The sequence below is a fragment of the Kribbella capetownensis genome, from assembly GCF_004331485.1.
Classification (GTDB): Bacteria; Actinomycetota; Actinomycetes; order Propionibacteriales; family Kribbellaceae; genus Kribbella; species Kribbella capetownensis.
The window spans coordinates 342,607-362,084 of the sequence record NZ_SJKD01000007.1; the positions used below are offsets into that span (position 1 = coordinate 342,607).

Below are 19,478 nucleotides of genomic sequence, written 5' to 3' on the forward strand. Positions count from 1 at the left end.
GCGCTAACCTGCCTGCCCGCGTCGATATCTCAACCCGTCGGCGGCCGGCATCCGGAGCCGCTGGGCGGCCAGCCCGAGCACCAGCAGGGTCGTCACGTACGGCGTCATCCGGGTGAAGTCGGCCGGCACCGTGTCGGTGGTGAAGAACCAGACCGCGAAGCCGACCCCGATCACCAGCGAGGTGGTGGCGGCGATCTTGAGCCCACGCCGGAACTGCAGGATCGCCACACCCAGCAGGATGATCGCGACCAGGATCAGCAGCGCGTGCACGGCCTCGCCACCGGCCCGGAGCTGGAGGGCGTCGGTGTAGCCGAACAGCACCGAACCCATCACCAGACCCCCGGGCCGCCAGTTGCCGAAGATCATCGCGGCCAGGCCGATGTAGCCACGGCCACCGGTCTGCCCGTTCTGGTAGATCCCGGACGAGACGAGCGCGATGAACGCACCGCCGGCCCCGGCGATCGCACCCGACGTCAGGACGGCGATGACCTTGTACCGGTAGACGTTGACGCCCAGGCTCTCCGCCGCCACCGGGCTCTCACCGCAGGACCGCAGCCGCAGGCCGAACCCCGTCCGCCACAGCAGCAGCGCGCTGCCGACGATCAGGATCACCGCCAGCACCGTCATGCTCGACAGCTCGGTGGTGACGGCGGCCACGAGTGAGGCCAGGTCGGAAATGATGAACCAGTGCTTGTCCTGCAGCGTGATCATCGCATCGGAGATCCCGGGCAGCGTGATCGACAGCGGGGCGTCCAGTGGTGGTGACTGGGTCGGGCCACCGCCGCGCAGGCCGGAGAACCAGGTATCGGCGAGGAAGGCGGCCGCGCCGAGCGCGATGATGTTGATCGCCACGCCGGATACGATGTGGTCGACCCCGAAGTACACCGTCGCGAGCGCGTGCAGGGCGGCCCCGATCATGCCGAAGACCATCGCGCCGACGATCCCGGCCCACGGGCCGTACCAGTAGCCGAAGTACCCGGCGCCGATGGTGCCCAGGATCATCATGCCCTCGAGGCCGATGTTGACCACGCCCGCGCGTTCCGACCACAGACCGGCCAGCGCCGCGAGCGCGATCGGGACCGATGCGTTGACCGTCTCGCGCATGGTGCCGGCCGAGTCGACCTCATTGGCGCCGGTGAGGACGCGGACCGCGGAGATCAGGACCAGGCCGACGAGCAGCCAGACCCAGATGCTGATCCGCCGCCGCGGCACGAGGGCCGCGGACGGGGCTCCGGCGGGCCGGAGCTCTTCGGGAGCCATCGTCATCGGGTCGCCTCCGGGGTCGCCTCGGACGGAGCCGAGGTACTGAGTTCCGCTGCCACCTGCCGCTGTTCCAGCGCGTTGCGGTACCGGCGGACCACCTCGTAGGCGATGACGACGGCGAGCACGATGACGCCCTGGCTGATCGCGACGATGTCCGGCGAGACCTGCGCATTGATCTCGAGCAGGTTGCTCTGCTCGGTCAGGTAGGAGAACAGCAGTGCGCCGAACGCGATGCCGATCGGGTTGTTCCGGCCGAGCAGTGCGACCGCGATGCCGGCGAAGCCGATCCCGGCCTGGAACGTGGTGCCGTAGCTGTGCGAGTTGCCGAACAGCAGCGGCAGCCCGATCAGGCCGGCCACCGCGCCCGAGATCATCAGCGAGACGACCACCATCCGCCGTACGTCGATGCCGCTGGCAACCGCCGCGCTGGCCGACGTACCGGTGGCCCGGAGAGCGAAGCCGAACTTCGACCGGTTCAGCAGGATGGCGTAGCCGATCCCGCCGAGGACGGCCAGCAGGGACAGGCCGAGCAGCTCGTTCGGGGCCCCGGACAACAGCTTGATGCCGCCCACCCAGCTGTCCCGCGGGATCTCCTCGGTGGCCAGGTTGCTACCGGTCGACACCCCGACTTTTCGGAGCATGTACGCCGTCAGCGAGACGGCGATCGCATTCAGCATGATCGTCGAGATCACTTCGCTGACGCCCCGGGTGACCTTCAGGACACCGGCGATGGACGCCCAGATCGCGCCGACCAGCATCGCCAGGATGATGGAGACGATCACGTTGATCGGCCCCGGCAACCAGCCCTGGGCGGCGAACACGGCGGCGGTGAAGACCGCCATCTGGTACTGGCCCTCGACGCCGATGTTGAACAGGTTCATCCGGAAGCCGATCGCGGCGGCCAGGCCGGACAGGTACAGGATCGAGGCGTTGTTCAGGATGTTGATGACGTTGCGCTCGGCCGGCACCGAGAAGATCGTGCTGAGGAAGCCGGAGACCGAACTGCCGGCCGCCAGCAGGATCAGGCAGGTGATCACCAGCGCGACGACGATCGCGAGCACCGGCGCGGCCAGCGCCAACGCGATCCGGCGCAGATCGAGCTTGCCCATCACTCCTCTTCTCCGGCACCGGTCATGGCCGAGCCGAGCTGCTCCGGGGTGACCGTGTCAGGATCGAATTCGCCGACCAGCCGGCCGCGCAGGATGACCTGGATCTGGTCCGACAGGCCGATCAGCTCGTCCAGGTCGGCGGAGATCAGCAGCACGGCCAGCCCCAGCCGGCGGGCGTCGCGGATGTGGTCCCAGATCGCCGCCTGCGCGCCGACGTCCACGCCCCGGGTGGGATGGGACGCGATCAGCAGGACCGGGTCGCCACTCATCTCCCGGCCGACGATGAACTTCTGCTGGTTGCCGCCGGACAGCGCCCGGGCGGTGGTCTCGATCGACGGCGTCCGGACGTCGAACTGGTCGACGATGCGCTGGCTGTCCTTGCGTGCGCCGCTCTTGTTGATCCACGGTCCGCGCACGGTCGGCGGCCGGTCCTGGTGACCGAGGATCCGGTTCTCCCAGAGCGGGAAGTCGAGCAGCAGGCCGTGCCGGTGGCGGTCCTCGGGGATGTATCCGATGCCGGCGTTGCGGCGGGCCGCCGTGGACCAGGTGGTGATGTCCTCGGTCCCGAGCAGGACCCGGCCCGAGGTGGCCGGACGGATTCCCATCACCAGCTCGACCAGTTCGGTCTGGCCGTTGCCCTCGACACCGGCGATGCCGAGCACCTCGCCGCGGTGGATCCGCAACGACACGTCATCGAGCAGGTTCCGCTCGCCCGCTCCGGCCAGCGTCACGTTCTCGACCGAGAGCTCGACGTCGTCGGTGACGGTCGAGTCCTCGGTGCTGGGTGAGGGCAGCTCCGAACCCACCATCAGCTCGGCCAACTGGCGGGCGGTCACGTCCTTCGGCTGGACGGCGGCGACCGTCGTACCGCGCCGCATCACAGTGACGCCGTCGGCGACCGCGAGGACCTCGTCCAGCTTGTGCGAAATGAACAGCAGCGTGTAGCCCTGCGCCTTCAGCTCGCGCAGGTTGCCGAACAGCGACTCGACCTCCTGCGGGACGAGGACGGCGGTCGGCTCGTCCAGGATGATGATCTTCGCGCCGCGGTACAGGACCTTGAGGATCTCGATCCGTTGCCGCTGGCCCACACCGAGGTCCTCGACCATGTCGTCGGGCGACAGGCCGAAGCCGTACGAGTCGGACAGTTCCTTGATCTTGGCCCGGGCCTTGTCGCCGATCCCGTACAGCTTCTCGCCGCCGAGGACAACGTTCTCCAGGACGGTCAGGTTGTCGGCCAGCATGAAGTGCTGGAACACCATCCCAACGCCGTGCTGGATGGCGTCGGCCGGCGAGTGCAGCACGACCTGGTCGCCGGCGATCTCGATCGTGCCCTCGTCCGGCTTCTGCACGCCGTACAGGATCTTCATCAACGTCGACTTGCCGGCGCCGTTCTCGCCCACCAGGGCGTGCACCGTGCCGGACCGGACCTCGATGTCGACGTCGTGATTGGCCACCACACCGGGAAAACTCTTGCCGATTCCCCTCAGCCGGACGGCCATCGTCTGAGTCATGGTGTCGATGTCACACGCTCCCAGGTCTTGCGGCGACCTCGTTGTCGCCGGGACGAGCCTCGGGCCCGGGCCGCAACGCTACCGCGTCACCGGCCCGAGCCCGAGGGTTTGACTCGTCAGAGTTTCGACGGCGCCTTGAGGTCTCCGGAGACCAGCTTCGCCTTGTACTCGTCGATCTTGGACGTCACGTCGTCGAGGAAGCCACCACTGGTCGCGTAGCCGACACCGTCGCGCTTGATGTCGTACAGGTCGTAGCCGGGCTTGGTGGTGCCGTCCTTGAACGCCTTAGCGAAGTCGAAGACGGCCACGTCGACCTTCTTCAGCGACGACGTCAGGATGTGCTTCTGCTGCTCCGGCGTCGCGGTCTGGTACTGGTCGGAGTCGACACCGATCGCCCAGATGCCGTCGGGCTTGGTGCTGACGACGTCGAACAGGCCGCCGCCGGACAGTCCGGAGGCGTGGAAGACGATGTCCGCTCCGGCGTCGTACAGCGCGGTGGCAGCGGTCTTCGCCCCACTCGGGTTCGCGAACGCCTTGTCGTCGCCCTTGTCGGACAGCCACTTCATGTCGACCTTGATGCTCGGGTCGACCGCGGCCACACCGGCCTTGTAACCGGCCGCGAACGGGTCGATGATCGGTCCCCGGGCACCGCCGATGAAGCCGACGTGCTTCGCCTTGGTCTTGAGACCGGCGGCGACACCGACCAGGAACGAGCCCTGCTCGACCGAGAACACCAGGTTGGTGATGTTCGGGCCCTCGGCGAAGCCGTCGACGACCGCGAACTTCTTGTCCGGGTACTCCTTGGCGACCTTGTTCACCTCTTCGGTGTAGACGAAGCCCACCGCCACGATCGGGTTGAAGCCCGCCTCGGCCAGGGTGCGCAGCCGCTCCTCCTTCGCGGAGTCGGGCTCCTGTGCGGACGCCTCGGACTCCTCACAGGTGGCGTCCAACTCGTCCAGGGACTTCTTCACACCGGCCGCGGCCAGGTCGTTGAAGGAGTGGTCGCCGCGGCCGCCGATGTCATACGCCAGGCCGATCTTGGGTCCCGCCCCCGACTTGTCGGCGCACAGCTCGTCACTGGTGGCAGCACCGCCGGTGTCTTCCTTCTTCGCGCAGCCCGCCACCAACAGCGCCACGGTGACGGCGAGCGCCGCCAGCTTCGTCGTGTGCCGCAAGATGCCTCCTCGATCCCTGATCGCCCCGTGCAGGCGTTCGCAGCGAAACGATAGACCCGGCGAGACCCCCCAGCCACTGACGATGCGTCACTGAAATGCTCGTTACTCAATCGTAGTTTCGGCTGTGACGCTGAGCCAGAACGCCGACGCGGCGGGTGAGGTGACGCTGACCGGATCGGTCCGGTGTCCGAGCCCGGGCCGTTGTTCCGCCGCTGCGATGCGAGAATTCGCCAATGACCATTTCGCAGCAGCTGCTGCTCAGCGACCTGCAGAGCCGTGTTGCCGCCGTTCGGGACGAGATCGTGACCGTGCGTCGCGACCTGCACGCGCATCCCGAACTCGGCTGGCACGAGGTGCGGACCACTGAGCTGATCCGGCAGCGGCTGGTGGCGGCCGGGCTGTCCCCGCAGGTGCTGCCGACGGGCACCGGTCTGATCTGCGACATCGGCTCCGGCGACACCTGTGTGGCGCTCCGCGCCGATATCGACGCACTGCCGGTGACGGAGGGTGTCGATTCCCCTTTTCGGTCGACGTACGAAGGCGTGGCGCACGCCTGCGGTCATGACGTCCACACCGCGATCCTGATCGGCGCTGCCGAGGTGCTCGCGCGGATGGCCGCCGACGGACTGCTGCCGCACCGCGTCCGGCTGATCTTCCAGCCGGCCGAGGAGGTCATGCCTGGCGGCGCGCTCGGTGTGATCGCGGCCGGCGGTCTGGAAGGGGTACGACGGATCTACGGCCTGCACTGTGATCCCCGGCTGCAGGTCGGACAGGTCGGACTCAGGGTCGGTGCGCTGACGGCAGCGTCCGACCGGGTGCTGGTCCGGCTGACCGGCGACGGCGGCCACACCTCCCGCCCGCACCTCACCGGCGATCTGGTCTACGCCTTGTCCACCCTGGTCACCGAGCTACCGGCCGCGTTGTCGCGCCGCGTCGACCCGCGGGCCGGCCTGTCGTTGGTCTGGGGCCGCATCACCGCCGGCTCGGCCGCGAACGCCATACCGTCCCGCGGTGAGGCCGAAGGCACCGTGCGGTGCCTGGACGTCAGCGCCTGGAAGCTGGCCGCCGACCTCATCCCCATCCTGGCCGAGCAGTTGATCGCTCCGTACGGCGTCGAGGTCAGCACCGAGGTCACGCACGGCGTACCCCCGGTCATGAACGACGCGGAAGCGATCGCGGTGTTCCAGCGCGCGGTCAGCGAAGCGGTCACGCCCGACGCGGTGGCCGCGACCGATCAGAGCCTGGGCGGCGAGGACTTCGCGTGGTACCTCGAGCATGTTCCGGGCGCGATGGCCCGGCTGGGAGTCCGTCCCCTCGGGGTCGACACGGCCGCCGACCTGCACACACCTGGGTTCACCGCGGACGAGGACGCCATCACCGTCGGGATGACGGTGCTGGCGTCCTGCGCCCTCTTGGACTGAAGGGTCAGCGGTTCGGAACCTGCACCTCGACAACCGGCACGTTGACGGTGGTCGAGTGATAGACCTCCGGCAGCGCTGCGCCGGAGCCGTCGTTGCCGGACCAGGTGCCGCCCCAGGTCGTGCTGGCGGTCACCGGCCAGCCGGCGCTCGACCGGTCGAACGAGATCGTGCAGGCCGAGCCCTCCGAAGCGCCCGCGCCGTACGCGTACTTGGCCTGGTTGACCGAGCACGACGTGGACCCGGCCGGCGAGGTGAACGCGACACCGTTGCTCTGCGCGTCGAGCGTCACCGTCGTGTTCCCGGCGGTGGCGGTCAGGTGCAGCTTGCCGTCGTCGGCGAGCGCGGTCGCCGGGTTGGTCACCCAGAACCAGGTCGGCACGTTCACCAGCGTGGCGCCGCCGTTGCGGCTGACCTTCGGGTTGCGGTCGATCGCCGGGTCGGTCAGCCCCTGCTGGGCAACGTCCCACAGCGACGTGGCGAGGTCCTCCGGCGCGACGTAAGGCTCCGGCACCTCCCCATCGACGAAGGCGGCCCAGCCGATACCGATCTCGGTGCCGTAGTAGTTGCCGCCGGACTTGGTGTAGCCCTCCTTGACGCCGCTGACACCCTCCTTGCACTGCAGCTGGTACCAGCGGTACTTCGCGCCGCCCTTGGCGGCGTCGGCCACCCGCTTCACCTCATCGGCCGACGGCATCGACAGCCGGCCGGCCGCGGCGTGGCCGCTCAGCAGCGGGATCGACTCGTCGTAGAACTTCTGGAAGCCGTCGGGCGTGGTCGCGTCGTTGCCGCCGATGTCCGGGTTGTGCAGCCGCCACCAGCAGGTGGGCTGTACGGCGATCGACGTACCGCCGCTCGGCACCACGGCACCGGAGTCGCTGGTGATCGTGACGCTGACGGAGATCTTGTAGCCACCGTCACCGGACTGCTCGAGTCCACCGCCGGCATGCGCCGGCGCGGCCGTGACCGCCGCCGCAGCAAGTCCCGCCAGGGCGGTGGCGAATACTGTGCGCTTCATGGCAAAACTCTCCCCAGTTCTGGTGGTACCACGCTATCGAGACGTGGGTTCAGACGTTCTATGACGCGGTTCGGTTGCGTCAACGGCACGGGTTGTCGCCACCGAACTTGATGGTCTTGACCAGCCAGACCTTCCCGCCGCCCAGTTGGAGCGTGCTGGTGATGTTGTAGAAGGGCTTCGGCGCGCCGATCGGCTTGCCCTTCGCATCCACGTCGACCGTGGTGTTCACCATGCAGGAGGTCAGCGTCGCGGCCGACCCGCGCGCGGTCACCTTGGGGACGTCCACCCACACCTCGCCGACAGTGTGCTGGCCGCGGCTGCGCAGTCCCGCGACGTCGGAGCGAACGGCGTTCAGCGCGTCGCCAGTGGCCGTCTTGCCCAGCGCGTCGAGGTCGACCTGGACCTTGTGGTACGCCGTCAGCCGGACCTCGATGTACTTGATGAACGCGTCCGCGGCCGCCTTGTCCGAGGTCGACGCGGCCACGACCTTGCGCCGGTGCACCGCGATCGTGTTCGGCGGCCCGCCGGTGGAAGACCCTGCGGTCGGGGAAGCAGTCGTGTCTTCCGGGGTCGTGCTTGCGCTGGTCGGCTGCCCGCTCGACTCGGGCCCCAAGGTCGGCAACCCGCCACCCTCGTCGTCGCTGGGTCCACAACCGGCGGACACCAGCAGTCCCAGCACCACCCCGACGACCGCCATACCTCGACGCCCCATCCCCAACCCCTCTCGACCCGCAGGTCCACTCAACGCTAGCGTTCGAGCGGACCTTATCGGCTCGGGTCAGAAAGTGTCAGCGGGGACGTAGACACCCCACACATCCCTGAGGGTGTTGCAGACCTCGCCCACGGTCGCTCGTGCCTTGAGCGCCTGTTTCATCGGGTAAAGGCAGTTGGCCTTGCCTTCGGCCGCCGTCTTCAGCGCGGCCAGGGCCTCGTCGACGGCCGGCTGGTCGCGTTCGGCCCGGAGCTTGGCCAGGCGTTCGACCTGCTGGGCCTCGATCGCGGGGTCGACCCGGAGCGGTTCGTACGGCTCTTCCTCGGCGATCCGGAACTTGTTCATCCCGACGACGACACGCTCGGCCGAGTCGATCTCCTGTGCGATCGCGTACGCCGACCGCTCGATCTCCTGTTTCTGGAAGCCCTTCTCGATCGCGGCGACCGCACCGCCGTACTCCTCGACCTGATCCATCAACTCGACCGCGGCCGCCTCCACCTCGTCGGTGAGCGACTCGACGACGTACGAGCCGGCGAACGGGTCGACGGTGGCGGTCACGTCGGTCTCGTAGGCGAGCACCTGCTGGGTGCGCAGCGCGAGCCGGGCCGCCTTCTCGGTCGGCAGCGCGATCGCCTCGTCGTACGAATTGGTGTGCAGAGACTGCGTCCCACCGAGTACGGCGGCCAGCCCCTGGATCGCCACCCGGACGAGATTCACCTCCGGCTGCTGCGCGGTCAGCTGTACGCCGGCCGTCTGGGTGTGGAACCGCAGCATCAGCGACTTGGGATTCTTGGCACCAAAGGAATCGCGCATCACCCGGGCCCAGATCCGCCGGGCGGCGCGGAACTTCGCCACCTCCTCGAGCAGCGTGGTCCGGGCGACGAAGAAGAACGACAGCCGGGGCGCGAACTCGTCCACGTCGAGGCCCGACGCGACCGCGGCCCGGACGTACTCGATCCCGTCCGCCAGCGTGAAGCCGATCTCCTGCGCGGGCGTCGCGCCGGCCTCGGCCATGTGGTAGCCGGAGATCGAGATCGTGTTCCAGCGCGGCAGTTCCGCCTTGCAGTAGGCGAAGATGTCGCTGATCAGCCGCAGCGACTCCTTCGGCGGATAGATGTAGGTGCCGCGGGCGATGTACTCCTTCAGTACGTCGTTCTGGATCGTGCCGGTGAGCTTGTCACCGGCGACCCCCTGCTCCTCGGCGACGAGTTGGTACAGCAGCAGGAGCACCGAGCCGGGGGCGTTGATGGTCATCGAGGTGGACACCTGGTCCAGCGGGATCCGGTCGAACAGCACCCGCATGTCGTCGATCGAGTCGATCGCCACCCCGACCTTGCCGACCTCGCCGTGCGCGATCGGAGCGTCGGAGTCGTAGCCCATCTGAGTGGGCAGGTCGAACGCGACCGACAGGCCCATGGTGCCGTGGTCGATCAGCTGGTGGTACCGCTGGTTCGACTCCGCCGCGGTGCCGAACCCGGCGTACTGGCGCATGGTCCACGGCCGCTCGGTGTACATCGTCGGGTACACACCCCGGGTGAACGGGTACTTCCCCGGCTCCCCCAGCTTGCCGCCCGGCTCGAACCCGTCCAGCACCTCCGGCCCGTACACCGGCGCGAACTCGAACCCCGACTCGCTGCGATGACTCATGCCCCCCACGGTAGGCCGAACCACGCTCCCACTGGTATGCACCGCGTGGGTGACATCGAGCACGACCTGTGACGACTCCCACAGTTGGCCGGGGCCGCACCGAACACCGCCGGCCGTCAACCTGAAGGACACTTCAAATCCGCGAACGCGTCGACAGGGAATCGACGCGGTGTCACGAAGGTGTCGCCGAGGGTTCATGCGCGATGGGGAACCTCACAGCTGTGAGGATCGTGATGGTGGCTGAAACCTTCCTGCCGCAGATCAATGGCGTGGCGAACACGGCTCGCCACGTCGCCGATCGGCTGCGCGCCCGCGGGCACGAGCTGCTGATCATTGCCCCCGGCCCCGGTCCGGACAGTTACGCCGACGTGCCCGTGATCCGGGCCCGCAGCTTCCGGACGCCCGGGTACAAGGAGTTCCCGGTCGGGCTGCCCGATCCGTCGATCGAGCGGGCGATGGCCGACTTCGACCCGGACCTGGTCCACCTCGCCTCGCCGTTCATCATCGGCGCCTACGGGCTGCGCGCGGCGCGCCGGCTCGGGCTGCCGACGGTGGCGATCTTCCAGACCGACATCGCCGGGTTCGCCCGCCAGTACCCCTGGTTCGCCGCCGCGGATCGTGGGATCTGGCGCTGGGTACGGCGTACCCACTCGCGAGCCGATCGCACCCTGGCACCGTCCACCGCGTCGGTGGAGGCGCTGGTACAGGGCGGCGTACCGCGGGTCCATCTGTGGGGTCGCGGCGTGAACCTGGACCTCTTCGACCCCGGTCACCGCGACGACAACTGGCGCCGGGAGATCTCTCCGGACGGCAAGCCGATCGTCGGGTACGTCGGCCGGCTGGCCGCGGAGAAGAAGGTCCGCCGGCTCGCCGAACTGACCGACCTGGACTGCCGGATCGTCGTCGTCGGCGACGGACCGGACCGCGCGTCGCTGGAACACTCCTTGCCCAGCGCAACCTTCCTCGGGATGCGCCGGGGCGCCGACCTGGCCTCGATCTTCGCCGGGCTGGACGTCTTCGTGCACACGGGGGAACACGAGACGTTCTGCCAGACGATCCAGGAGGCGCAGGCCTCCGGGGTGGCCACCGTCGGCCCGGCCGCGGGCGGCCCGCTCGATCTGATCCACCCGGGCGAGAACGGCCTGTTGTTCGAGCCCGGCCGGCCCGGATCGCTGCGGCAGGCGGTCAAGACGCTGCTCGATCACCCGACGGCTCGCGGCCGGATGGCCGCCGGCGGCCTCGAACGCGTGCAGTCCCGGACCTGGCCGGCGGTGGTCGACGATCTGGTCGACCGGCACTACGCCGAGGTCCTGCGCGAGGCGGCAGCCGTACGGCGGGTCGCATGAGCTCGCTGCGGATCGCCCAGCTGGCCAACTTCGTCGGGCCGACGTCCGGTGGAATGCGGACCGCGATCGAGCATCTCGGTCAGGGGTACGTCGAGGCCGGCGCCGAGCGGATCGTGATCACCCCGGGCGAACGGGACGTGGCGATCGACACCGAGTTCGGCACCGTGGTCCGGACCAAGGCCCTGAAGATCGCCGGCGGGTACCGGCTCATCACCGACCCGTGGAAGGTGATCGAGACGCTCGAGCGGTTCCGGCCGACCAGCGTGGAGATCTCGGACAAATCCACGCTGCTGCCGGTCGCCCGCTGGGCCCGCAAGAACGACATCGGCTCGGTTCTGTTCAGCCACGAACGCCTGGACGCGATGCTGTCGCTGTACACCGCCCGGCCACGGCGGCTCGGCGGCGAAGGGGCGCAGTACCGCCAAGGCGTCATCGCCGGCGTCGGCGCGCTCTACAAGATCCTCAGCCGCACATACGACGCGGTCGTGGTGACGTCGCGGTACGCCGCGGCCGAGTTCGACGAGGTGACGACGCCGCTGGTCCGGATCCCGCTCGGAGTCGACCTGGACACGTTCCACCCGTCCTTGGCCGAGCCGGTGGACGACGGCGTACTCAAGCTGGTCCACGCCGGCCGGCTGTCCCGTGAGAAGAGCCCGCACCTGGCAGTCGCCACCGCGGCCGAGCTGCATCGCCGCGGGGTGGACCTACGCATGGACGTCTACGGCTCGGGACCCCACCTGGACGAGCTGGTCGCGATCGCCGGTGACGCCCCGGTCGTCTTCCACGGGTACGTCGACGGCCGCCGGCGCCTGGCGACGCACCTGGCCGCGGCGGACATCGCATTGTCGGTCTGCCCCGGCGAGACCTTCGGCCTGGCTGTGCTAGAAGCCCTCGCCGCCGGTACGCCGGTCGTCACGGCGAACACCGGTGGAGCGCGCGAACTGGTCGACGAGTCCTGCGGTCGCTGGGCCTCGGCGAACCCGGTCGCCCTGGCGGACGCCGTACTCGAACTGGCGAAGCTGCCCGGCCGCAGAGCCGCGGCCCGTCGCCGGGCCGAGCTCTACGACTGGGACTCCTGCATCCGCCACATGCTGGCCCTCCACACCCGGCTGGGCCAGGGGCGCCTGGCCGCTTAGGTCAGGTGGTCGTAGTCGCCGCGGACCCAGGCGGCGTGGCGATCGGCCGATCGGCGTACGACGGCCTTCGCGTCGACCGGGATCGACGCGCCGAAGTTGTTGTAGAGCCGGTCGTACTCGAACGGGTCGAGCGCGCGGGCGACCCGGTCCACGACCGCGCCCGACAGCGGGATCCGGTTCGGGTAGCTGCGCATGAAGCTGACCGAGGTCCGGTCCGGGTTGGCGAAGATCGTGTCCCCGGACAGGATCACACCCTTGCCCTCGGCACCTTCCGTCCAGTGCACCACCGCGCTGCCCGGGAAATGCCCGCCCGGCTGGATCACGGTCACCCCGGGCAACGGGTTCAGCTTGCCCGACCAGGTCCGGATCACCGGGTCCTGCCGGGCCACCCACTCAGCGTCGGCCTCGGACACGTACACCGGCACGTCACCGAGCCGGTGGCTCCACTCGACCTGGACGCCGTACATGTGCGGGTGACTCGCGATGATCCCGGCCACCTCGCCCCGTTCGCGGATCCGCCGGACCGCGTCGTCGTCGACGTACCCGATCGGGTCCCAGAGAAGGCTGCCGTCCGGCGTCACCACCAGCATCGACTGCTGGCCGATCCCGGCCGGCGGCTTCGAGCGGACGCCGTACAGGTTCGGCTCCACCTCCTCGATGGTCACCTCGGTGCAGGCCGCGGCCAGTTCCTCCAGCGTGGTCCACTGCTGGCCGTCGGCCGGTACCCACTGCCGCTCGTCGGCGCAGATCGCGCAGACCTCCACTTGTTCGGAGTGCTCCACCGCACAGGTCGCGCAGATCCAGAAACTCACCGTGTTCTCCCCTCAGTCGGCCGACGCGACCGATCTCACACGCATCGCGATCGATGTCACATCTGTCAGTACATTTCACCTCAGGGACCGGGTCTAGCATCAAGAAGACCTGGTGTTCGCGACAAGGAGGATCTGGTGCCCAGCAAACCAGCCGGCACGCTGTATCGCGGCCGGGAGGGCATGTGGTCGTGGGTGGCGCACCGGATCACCGGCGTGGGGATCTTCCTCTTCCTGCTGGTGCACGTGCTCGACACCGCGCTGGTGCGGGTCTCCCCGGAGGCCTACAACGAGGTCATCGGCACCTACAAGAACCCGATCGTCGGCCTGCTCGAGGTCGGTCTGGTGGCGGCGATCCTGTTCCACGCGTTCAACGGCATCCGGCTGATCCTGGTGGACTTCTGGGCCAAGGGCCCGCGCTACCAGCGGCAGCTGATGATCGGCGTCGGGGTGATCTGGGTGGTGCTGTTCGTGCCGTTCGTGATCCGGCACCTGACCCACGTGTTCGGAGGCTGAGATGTCGGAGATCGCCGCACCCCGGTCCAGCTCGCGCTCCCGCTCGCTGAAGGGCGGCGGCCGCAACCGCTCCGGTCAGACCAACTTCGAGCTGTACAGCTGGCTGTTCATGCGGCTGTCCGGCCTGGCCCTGGTCGTCCTCGTGCTCGGCCACCTGTTCGTGAACCTGATGCTCGGCGGCGGCATCACCGCGCTGGACTTCGGGTTCGTGGCCGGCAAGTGGGCCAACCCGCTGTGGCAGGTCTGGGACCTGCTGATGCTGTGGCTGGCGATGTTGCACGGCACCAACGGGCTGCGCACGATCATCAACGACTACGCCGAGAAGGACCAGACCCGGTTCTGGCTCAAGGCCTTGCTGATCACGGCGGCGATCGTCATCGTCGTCCTCGGCACCCTGGTGATCTTCACGTTCGACCCCTGCCTCGACCCCAGCAGCACGCTGTCGGTCTGTAAGTAAGGACGTTATGCAACAGCATCGGTACGACGTGATCATCGTCGGCGCGGGTGGAGCGGGCATGCGCGCCGCCCTGGAGTCCAGCAAGCGGACCCGGACCGCGGTGCTCACCAAGCTCTATCCGACCCGGTCGCACACCGGCGCGGCCCAGGGCGGCATGTGCGCCGCGCTGGCCAACGTCGAGGAGGACAACTGGGAGTGGCACACCTTCGACACGGTCAAGGGTGGCGACTTCCTGGTCGACCAGGACGCGGCCGAGGTGATGTGCCGCGAGGCGGTCGACGCCGTACTCGACCTGGAGAAGATGGGCCTGCCGTTCAACCGGACCGCCGAGGGCAAGATCGACCAGCGGTTCTTCGGCGGCCACACCCGCAACCACGGTGAGGCCGTCGTCCGCCGGTCCTGCTTCGCGGCGGACCGCACCGGCCACATGATCCTGCAGACGCTGTACCAGCAGTGCATCAAGCAGAACGTCGAATTCTTCAACGAGTACTACGTTCTCGACCTGCTGATGACCGACGGCAAGGCCAGCGGTGTGGTCGCCTACGAGCTGGCCACCGGCGAGCTGCACGTGTTCTCGGGCAAGTCGGTGATCTTCGCCTCCGGTGGCTTCGGCAAGGTGTTCCGGACCACGTCCAACGCGCACACGCTGACCGGCGACGGAATGGGCATCGTCTGGCGCAAGGGCCTGCCGCTGGAAGACATGGAGTTCTTCCAGTTCCACCCGACCGGCCTGGCCGGCCTCGGCGTACTGCTGTCCGAGGCTGCGCGTGGCGAGGGCGGGATCCTGCGGAACAAGGACAACGAGCGGTTCATGGAGCGGTACGCCCCGACCGTGAAGGACCTGGCCCCGCGGGACATGGTCGCCCGGGCGATGGCCAACGAGGTCCGCGAGGGCCGCGGCTGCGGTCCGGACGGCGCGTACGTGATGCTCGACCTGACCCACCTGGAGCCCGCGCACATCGACGCGAAGCTGCCCGACATCACGGAGTTCGCCCGGACGTACCTGGGCGTCGAGCCGTACACCGAGCAGATCCCGGTGTTCCCGACCGCGCACTACGCGATGGGCGGCATCCCGACCAACATCAAGGGCGAGGCGCTGGCCACCAACGACGACGTGATCCCGGGTCTGTACGCCGCGGGTGAGGTCGCCTGCGTGTCCGTGCACGGCGCGAACCGCCTGGGCACGAACTCGCTGCTCGACATCAACGTGTTCGGCCGGCGGGCGGGTATCGCGGCCGCGGAGTACGCCGCCACCGCCGTCTTCGAGGAGTTGCCGGACAGCCCCTCGGCGTACGTCGTCGAACTGGTCGAAGGGCTGCGCAACTCCACCGGCGAGGAGCGGATCGCGGCGATCCGGTCCGACCTGCAGGCGACGATGGACCTGAACGCGCAGGTGTACCGGACCGAGGGTTCGCTGAAGCAGGCGCTGGTCGACATCGAGGCGCTCAAGCTGCGGTTCGCCTCGGTCGGCGTGCAGGACAAGGGCAAGCGGTTCAACACCGACCTGCTCGAGGCGGTCGAGCTCGGCTTCCTGCTCGACCTGGCCGAGGTGCTGGTGGTGTCCGCGCTGGCCCGCAAGGAGTCCCGCGGCGGTCACTTCCGGGAGGACTACGCCACCCGCGACGACGTCAACTTCATGCGGCACACGATGGCCTACCGCGAGCTCGATGCCGAAGGCAACGTGAACATCCGGCTGGACTACAAGCCGGTCGTGCAGACCCGCTACAAGCCGATGGAGCGCAAGTACTGATGGACGTCAAGGTCAAGATCCTGCGGTACAACCCGGAGGTCGTCGACGAGGCCGAGTGGAAGACCTACTCGGTCACGCTGCAGCCGACCGACCGGGTGCTGGACGCGCTGCACAAGATCAAGTGGGAGCAGGACGGCACGCTGACCTTCCGGCGGTCCTGTGGGCACGGCGTCTGCGGCTCGGACGCGATGCGGATCAACGGCCGCAACCGGCTGGCCTGCAAGACGCTGATCAAGGACCTGAACCCGGAGAAGGAGATCACCGTCGAGCCGATCAAGGGCCTGCCGGTGCTGAAGGACCTGGTCGTCGACATGGAGCCGTTCTTCGACGCGTACCGCGCGGTGATGCCGTTCCTGGTCACCAGCGGCCACGAGCCGACCCGGGAGCGGATCCAGTCGCAGGCCGACCGGGACCGCTTCGACGACACCACCAAGTGCATCCTCTGCGCCGCCTGTACGACGTCCTGCCCGGTGTTCTGGTCCGACGGCCAGTACTTCGGCCCGCAGGCGATCGTCGGCGCGCACCGGTTCATCTTCGACAGCCGCGACGAGGGCACCGAGCAGCGGCTGGAGATCCTGAACGACAAGGAAGGCGTCTGGCGCTGCCGGACCACCTTCAACTGCACCGACGCCTGCCCGCGCGGCATCGAGGTCACCAAGGCGATCCAGGAGGTCAAGCGCGCGCTGATCTTCCGCCGGGTGTGAGCTAGCTCACATTCACCAACCAACCTCTGTCCCCCATCCGTCGTGCTAGCTCACGGGTGCATGTGGGCGCCCTTGAGGGTCTTGTCGACGGCGTTCTTCGGCCCGTAGAGGGCGATCCCGACCAGGTCGAGTTCCTCGGTCGCAACCGCCTTCACGGCCGCCCGGTTGTCCCGATCGTTGCCAGTAGCAAACAGTTCCTGAGTGAACACCGAATGCTCGATCCCACGCTGCAACGCCCGCCGGTGTGCGGTCGCCATGAACTCCTTGGACCCCTCGAACACCAACACCGGCTGCCGAAACATCGGCAAGTACTTCACCCCATCGGCATCCTCATAAGGCTCCCCCACCACCTCAGCCCGAGTCCCCGCAATCCCGCTCACCAGGAACGCGGCCACATTCAACCGCTGCCAGACCGCCAAATCCTCCCGCAACAACACCGCAATCTTCGTCTCGAACCTGATCGGCTCATTCGCACTGTCCACACCCCCACAGTCCCGCCCCACCCGTCCCCCGGTCTTGTACGTTCTTCACCTGTACGACCGGCCCTGGCGCACTCGGTACGGCGAGCACGGCGCACTTCAGGTGGATCTCCAACCCTTGGAGTTGTCACGTCCTGCTGTTGCGGACACTCGTTGCCTAACGTCGACACATGCGCTGGTTGTCCCCTCGCATCACCTCGGTCGTGTGGACAGAGGGGGATGCGCCGCCGGAGACGGTGTCCTTTCGCGGGTGGTCAGCAGTACGGGGGGTTGGAGGTTACTGCGGTGGCTACTCGGAGGAAGAGGTTGAAGAGGCGGTAGAGGGTGAGCATGTCGGCTTCGACTGTGACGGTGCGGTCGTCGCGCCGGGCCACGCCGGGGAGGCCGGTCAGGTGAGAGGCGACGGACGCGGACTGCCAGCGGACGGTCAGGCGGCGGGTTGGGGACGGTGCGGCGACGGTTGGGAGAGCACGGAGCGCCTCGGTGGTGGTGGATTCGATCGCGGCGCGGGCCTCGAGGACCGGGACCAGTTGGGCGGCGAAGCGGTCCTTGGCTTGTTTGACGGCGACCGTGCGTACGCCGGCATCCCAAGCACTCATCTCCGCGCAGGCAGTGTCGTCACCAGTCAGCATCGCGACCGGTACGCCGTACGCCGCAGCCCCGGCGTGGAAGAGGCCGATCTCACCGGTGACCTGATCGTCGAGCCAGATGTCCTCGATCTCGTGGCCCATGAAGCTGTGGCTGAGAACGCCGAGCACCCCGGCTCGCGCGTGATACCCGACGCAGAGGACAGCGTCGTACGCGCTGGTGAGGCCCTCCATCATGCCCATCGGCTTCGGGCGGCCCTTGATCAGCGTGGCGCGCGGGTCGAGCAGGTCCGGCAGCAGGTTGCGCATCGGGCCGTGGGCGTCGTTGACCAGTACGGCGGTCGCACCGGCGGCGTACGCACCACGGATGGCGGCATTCACGTCCTCGGTCATCATCACCCGGCCACGCTCGTAGTCCCGGCCCGGCGGCTGGACGTCCTCCGCGTCGACCAGTCCGGTGATGCCCTCCATGTCCGCGCTGATGTAAGCCTTCACGGGACGCAAGCGTATGTTCTTGACTGTGAGCGGTGGCGCCGAGGTCAAGGCGTGGCGGCCCGAGCTGAGCGGCGTCGTCGAGGTCCTGCACGCGCACTTCCCCTCCCATGCGTACCCGAGCCACACGCACGACGCGTGGACCGTGCTGATCGTGGACGAGGGCGTCGTGAGGTACGACCTGGACCACCGCGAGCACGGGCTGGCCCAGGCACAGGTCTCACTGCTGCCGCCGAACGTCCCGCACGACGGCCGCTCGGTCCGGCCCGAGGGCTTCCGCAAGCGCGTGCTGTACCTGAAGCCCGAGCGGCTCGGCCGCGACCTGATCGGTGCGGCCGTGGACCAGCCCGAGTACGTCGACCCGCTGCTGCGGCACCGTTTGCACCAGTTGCACGGCGTACTGCTGGACGGACGGGAGGACCTGGAGGCGCAGAGCCGGCTGACGCTGATCGAGGAGCGGCTGCGGCAGCACCTGCAGCGGAACGTGCTCGACCCACCCGATCAGCGGGATCCGGGGATCGCGGCGCGGCTCCGCGACGTACTGGACGCGAACGTGCCGGCCGGGATCACGCTGGACGACGCGTCGAAGTTGGTGCATGCACATCCGGCGCATCTGGTCCGGGCGTTCAGCCGGGAGTTCGGGATGCCACCGCATCGATACCTGACCGGGCGGCGGGTCGACCTGGCCCGGCGCTACCTGCTCGATGGGCATCCGCCCGCGGACGTGGCGACGCTGGCCGGGTTCTACGACCAGTCCCACCTGAACCGGCACTTCCGCAAGATGCTCGGAGTGACGCCGGCGAGCTTCGTCAGGCGTTGACCTTCTGCTCCGCGCGGGAGGCCTTGTAGGCGCGGACACCCCAGGTGCCGAGCAGGGCGGCGATCAGCAGGTTGACCACGATCAGGATGGTGTGGGCGACGTAGTACCCGGTCGGACGGCCCTCGGTGGCGGCCAGGTTCTTGATGAACGTCACGTAGGTGACGACGTTCCAGACCGCGATGCCGAGCAGGACCAGCGCGTGCTTGCGTTCGAGTTTCACCGGTCCATTGTCCCTGGTCGTCGACAGTCCCCGAAGTCCGCCTTCGGCGAAGCGGGGCGGCCGCGCCTCACTCGGCCGCCCCGCCCGAGGGGCGAGCTCCTGTCATCGACCTTGGTTCATGGCCGGCGCGGCGGCAAGCGATCCAACTTACCCACGGGTCACATCAAGGGTTTCCCTGCGGGAGGCGGACCTGGGGCACTCATCAACCCGCCGAGAAGAGCGCAGATCCCACCTCGCTGAGCGTGGAGCCTCCGATGTCGCGAGCGTTGGTGAGTGCTGCGCGTCCGGCCGTGGCAGGCGACCATGCGG

19 protein-coding genes are annotated in these 19,478 nt (G+C 68.4%); 8 read left to right on the forward strand and 11 right to left on the reverse strand.

The annotated features are described in order from the left end of the window. Positions 1-3 precede the first annotated feature (3 nt). The 4 genes from E0H75_RS29665 to E0H75_RS29680 all read right to left on the reverse strand — a co-directional run bounded on the left by E0H75_RS29665 (position 4) and on the right by E0H75_RS29680 (position 5,058). The gene (locus tag E0H75_RS29665) at positions 4-1,266 is read right to left on the reverse strand and encodes an ABC transporter permease (RefSeq protein ID WP_131516978.1); all 1,263 of its coding nucleotides are present in this window, start codon (positions 1,264-1,266) and stop codon (positions 4-6) included. Then, positions 1,263-2,372 carry an ABC transporter permease gene (locus E0H75_RS29670; RefSeq protein WP_131516979.1) on the reverse strand — a complete coding sequence of 370 codons (1,110 nt, stop codon included), beginning with the start codon at positions 2,370-2,372 and terminating at the stop codon, positions 1,263-1,265. The genes E0H75_RS29665 and E0H75_RS29670 overlap by 4 nt, the downstream gene beginning before the upstream one ends. After that, positions 2,372-3,883, reverse strand: coding sequence for an ABC transporter ATP-binding protein (locus E0H75_RS29675; RefSeq protein ID WP_131516980.1), 1,512 nt, complete (start codon positions 3,881-3,883; stop codon positions 2,372-2,374). Before E0H75_RS29675 ends, E0H75_RS29670 begins: the two co-directional genes overlap by 1 nt. A 116-nt stretch (positions 3,884-3,999) precedes the next feature. Then, the gene (locus E0H75_RS29680; RefSeq protein ID WP_131516981.1) at positions 4,000-5,058 is read right to left on the reverse strand and encodes a BMP family lipoprotein; all 1,059 of its coding nucleotides are present in this window, start codon (positions 5,056-5,058) and stop codon (positions 4,000-4,002) included. Between the two features lie 233 nt (positions 5,059-5,291). Here E0H75_RS29680 and E0H75_RS29685 point away from each other — a divergent pair, with 233 nt between their 5' ends. After that, complete coding sequence (locus E0H75_RS29685) at positions 5,292-6,479, forward strand: amidohydrolase (protein ID WP_131516982.1); 1,188 nt, start codon at positions 5,292-5,294, stop codon at positions 6,477-6,479. A 4-nt stretch (positions 6,480-6,483) separates the two neighbouring features. On the opposite strand, the gene E0H75_RS29690 is transcribed toward E0H75_RS29685, so the two are convergent. From E0H75_RS29690 to E0H75_RS29700, 3 genes are all read right to left on the reverse strand, one after another. Then, positions 6,484-7,494 (reverse strand): hypothetical protein, encoded by a 1,011-nt coding sequence (locus E0H75_RS29690; RefSeq protein ID WP_131516983.1) that lies wholly within the window; start codon positions 7,492-7,494, stop codon positions 6,484-6,486. A gap of 79 nt (positions 7,495-7,573) precedes the next feature. Beyond that, a complete protein-coding gene (locus E0H75_RS29695; RefSeq protein ID WP_131516984.1) occupies positions 7,574-8,206 on the reverse strand; it encodes a hypothetical protein in 633 nt (210 codons plus the stop codon). Between the two features lie 66 nt (positions 8,207-8,272). Further along, entirely contained in the window at positions 8,273-9,853 is a 1,581-nt protein-coding gene (locus E0H75_RS29700) for an acyl-CoA mutase large subunit family protein (protein ID WP_131516985.1), read from the reverse strand. Positions 9,854-10,086: 233 nt separating this feature from the next. Between E0H75_RS29700 and E0H75_RS29705 the strand changes: the two genes are divergently transcribed. After that, positions 10,087-11,199 (forward strand): glycosyltransferase family 4 protein, encoded by a 1,113-nt coding sequence (locus tag E0H75_RS29705; RefSeq protein ID WP_131516986.1) that lies wholly within the window; start codon positions 10,087-10,089, stop codon positions 11,197-11,199. Continuing rightward, on the forward strand, positions 11,196-12,335 hold the full coding sequence (locus tag E0H75_RS29710) for a glycosyltransferase (protein WP_131516987.1): 1,140 nt from the start codon (positions 11,196-11,198) through the stop codon (positions 12,333-12,335). The genes E0H75_RS29705 and E0H75_RS29710 overlap by 4 nt, the downstream gene beginning before the upstream one ends. On the opposite strand, the gene E0H75_RS29715 is transcribed toward E0H75_RS29710, so the two are convergent. Continuing rightward, on the reverse strand, positions 12,332-13,147 hold the full coding sequence (locus E0H75_RS29715) for an MBL fold metallo-hydrolase (protein WP_131516988.1): 816 nt from the start codon (positions 13,145-13,147) through the stop codon (positions 12,332-12,334). The two genes, E0H75_RS29710 and E0H75_RS29715, sit on opposite strands and share 4 nt — an antisense overlap. Positions 13,148-13,282: 135 nt before the next feature. Here E0H75_RS29715 and sdhC point away from each other — a divergent pair, with 135 nt between their 5' ends. The 4 genes from sdhC to E0H75_RS29735 are packed head-to-tail and all read left to right on the forward strand — an operon-like array spanning position 13,283 to position 16,571. Further along, positions 13,283-13,660 (forward strand): succinate dehydrogenase, cytochrome b556 subunit, encoded by a 378-nt coding sequence (gene sdhC, locus E0H75_RS29720; RefSeq protein WP_131516989.1) that lies wholly within the window; start codon positions 13,283-13,285, stop codon positions 13,658-13,660. A gap of 1 nt (position 13,661) precedes the next feature. Then, entirely contained in the window at positions 13,662-14,117 is a 456-nt protein-coding gene (locus tag E0H75_RS29725) for a succinate dehydrogenase hydrophobic membrane anchor subunit (protein ID WP_131352856.1), read from the forward strand. Positions 14,118-14,124: 7 nt separating this feature from the next. Continuing rightward, on the forward strand, positions 14,125-15,867 hold the full coding sequence (gene sdhA / locus E0H75_RS29730; RefSeq protein ID WP_131516990.1) for a succinate dehydrogenase flavoprotein subunit: 1,743 nt from the start codon (positions 14,125-14,127) through the stop codon (positions 15,865-15,867). Next, entirely contained in the window at positions 15,867-16,571 is a 705-nt protein-coding gene (locus E0H75_RS29735) for a succinate dehydrogenase iron-sulfur subunit (RefSeq protein ID WP_131516991.1), read from the forward strand. Before sdhA ends, E0H75_RS29735 begins: the two co-directional genes overlap by 1 nt. A gap of 50 nt (positions 16,572-16,621) precedes the next feature. On the opposite strand, the gene E0H75_RS29740 is transcribed toward E0H75_RS29735, so the two are convergent. Next, positions 16,622-17,053: a DUF2000 domain-containing protein gene (locus E0H75_RS29740; RefSeq protein WP_131516992.1), complete on the reverse strand. Its 432-nt coding sequence runs from the start codon at positions 17,051-17,053 to the stop codon at positions 16,622-16,624. Positions 17,054-17,304: 251 nt separating this feature from the next. Next, the gene (locus E0H75_RS29745; RefSeq protein ID WP_131516993.1) at positions 17,305-18,132 is read right to left on the reverse strand and encodes a M55 family metallopeptidase; all 828 of its coding nucleotides are present in this window, start codon (positions 18,130-18,132) and stop codon (positions 17,305-17,307) included. 13 nt (positions 18,133-18,145) lie between these two features. Here E0H75_RS29745 and E0H75_RS29750 point away from each other — a divergent pair, with 13 nt between their 5' ends. Further along, complete coding sequence (locus tag E0H75_RS29750) at positions 18,146-18,949, forward strand: helix-turn-helix transcriptional regulator (protein ID WP_131516994.1); 804 nt, start codon at positions 18,146-18,148, stop codon at positions 18,947-18,949. Here the strand turns inward: E0H75_RS29750 and E0H75_RS29755 are convergent. Further along, positions 18,939-19,169: an SCO4848 family membrane protein gene (locus E0H75_RS29755; RefSeq protein ID WP_131516995.1), complete on the reverse strand. Its 231-nt coding sequence runs from the start codon at positions 19,167-19,169 to the stop codon at positions 18,939-18,941. The two genes, E0H75_RS29750 and E0H75_RS29755, sit on opposite strands and share 11 nt — an antisense overlap. Between the last annotated feature and the right edge of the window lie 309 nt (positions 19,170-19,478).

Coding starts and splice junctions, on each gene's coding strand:
- E0H75_RS29735 (WP_131516991.1), top strand. CDS start 15,867: ATGGACGTCAAGGTCAAGATCCTGCGGTACAACCCGGAGGTCGTCGAC.
- E0H75_RS29705 (WP_131516986.1), top strand. CDS start 10,087: ATGGTGGCTGAAACCTTCCTGCCGCAGATCAATGGCGTGGCGAACACG.
- E0H75_RS29695 (WP_131516984.1), bottom strand. CDS start 8,206: ATGGGGCGTCGAGGTATGGCGGTCGTCGGGGTGGTGCTGGGACTGCTG.
- E0H75_RS29690 (WP_131516983.1), bottom strand. CDS start 7,494: ATGAAGCGCACAGTATTCGCCACCGCCCTGGCGGGACTTGCTGCGGCG.
- E0H75_RS29670 (WP_131516979.1), bottom strand. CDS start 2,372: ATGGGCAAGCTCGATCTGCGCCGGATCGCGTTGGCGCTGGCCGCGCCG.
- E0H75_RS29685 (WP_131516982.1), top strand. CDS start 5,292: ATGACCATTTCGCAGCAGCTGCTGCTCAGCGACCTGCAGAGCCGTGTT.
- E0H75_RS29675 (WP_131516980.1), bottom strand. CDS start 3,883: ATGACTCAGACGATGGCCGTCCGGCTGAGGGGAATCGGCAAGAGTTTT.
- E0H75_RS29700 (WP_131516985.1), bottom strand. CDS start 9,853: ATGAGTCATCGCAGCGAGTCGGGGTTCGAGTTCGCGCCGGTGTACGGG.
- E0H75_RS29665 (WP_131516978.1), bottom strand. CDS start 1,266: ATGACGATGGCTCCCGAAGAGCTCCGGCCCGCCGGAGCCCCGTCCGCG.
- E0H75_RS29725 (WP_131352856.1), top strand. CDS start 13,662: ATGTCGGAGATCGCCGCACCCCGGTCCAGCTCGCGCTCCCGCTCGCTG.
- E0H75_RS29750 (WP_131516994.1), top strand. CDS start 18,146: ATGTTCTTGACTGTGAGCGGTGGCGCCGAGGTCAAGGCGTGGCGGCCC.
- sdhA (WP_131516990.1), top strand. CDS start 14,125: ATGCAACAGCATCGGTACGACGTGATCATCGTCGGCGCGGGTGGAGCG.
- E0H75_RS29710 (WP_131516987.1), top strand. CDS start 11,196: ATGAGCTCGCTGCGGATCGCCCAGCTGGCCAACTTCGTCGGGCCGACG.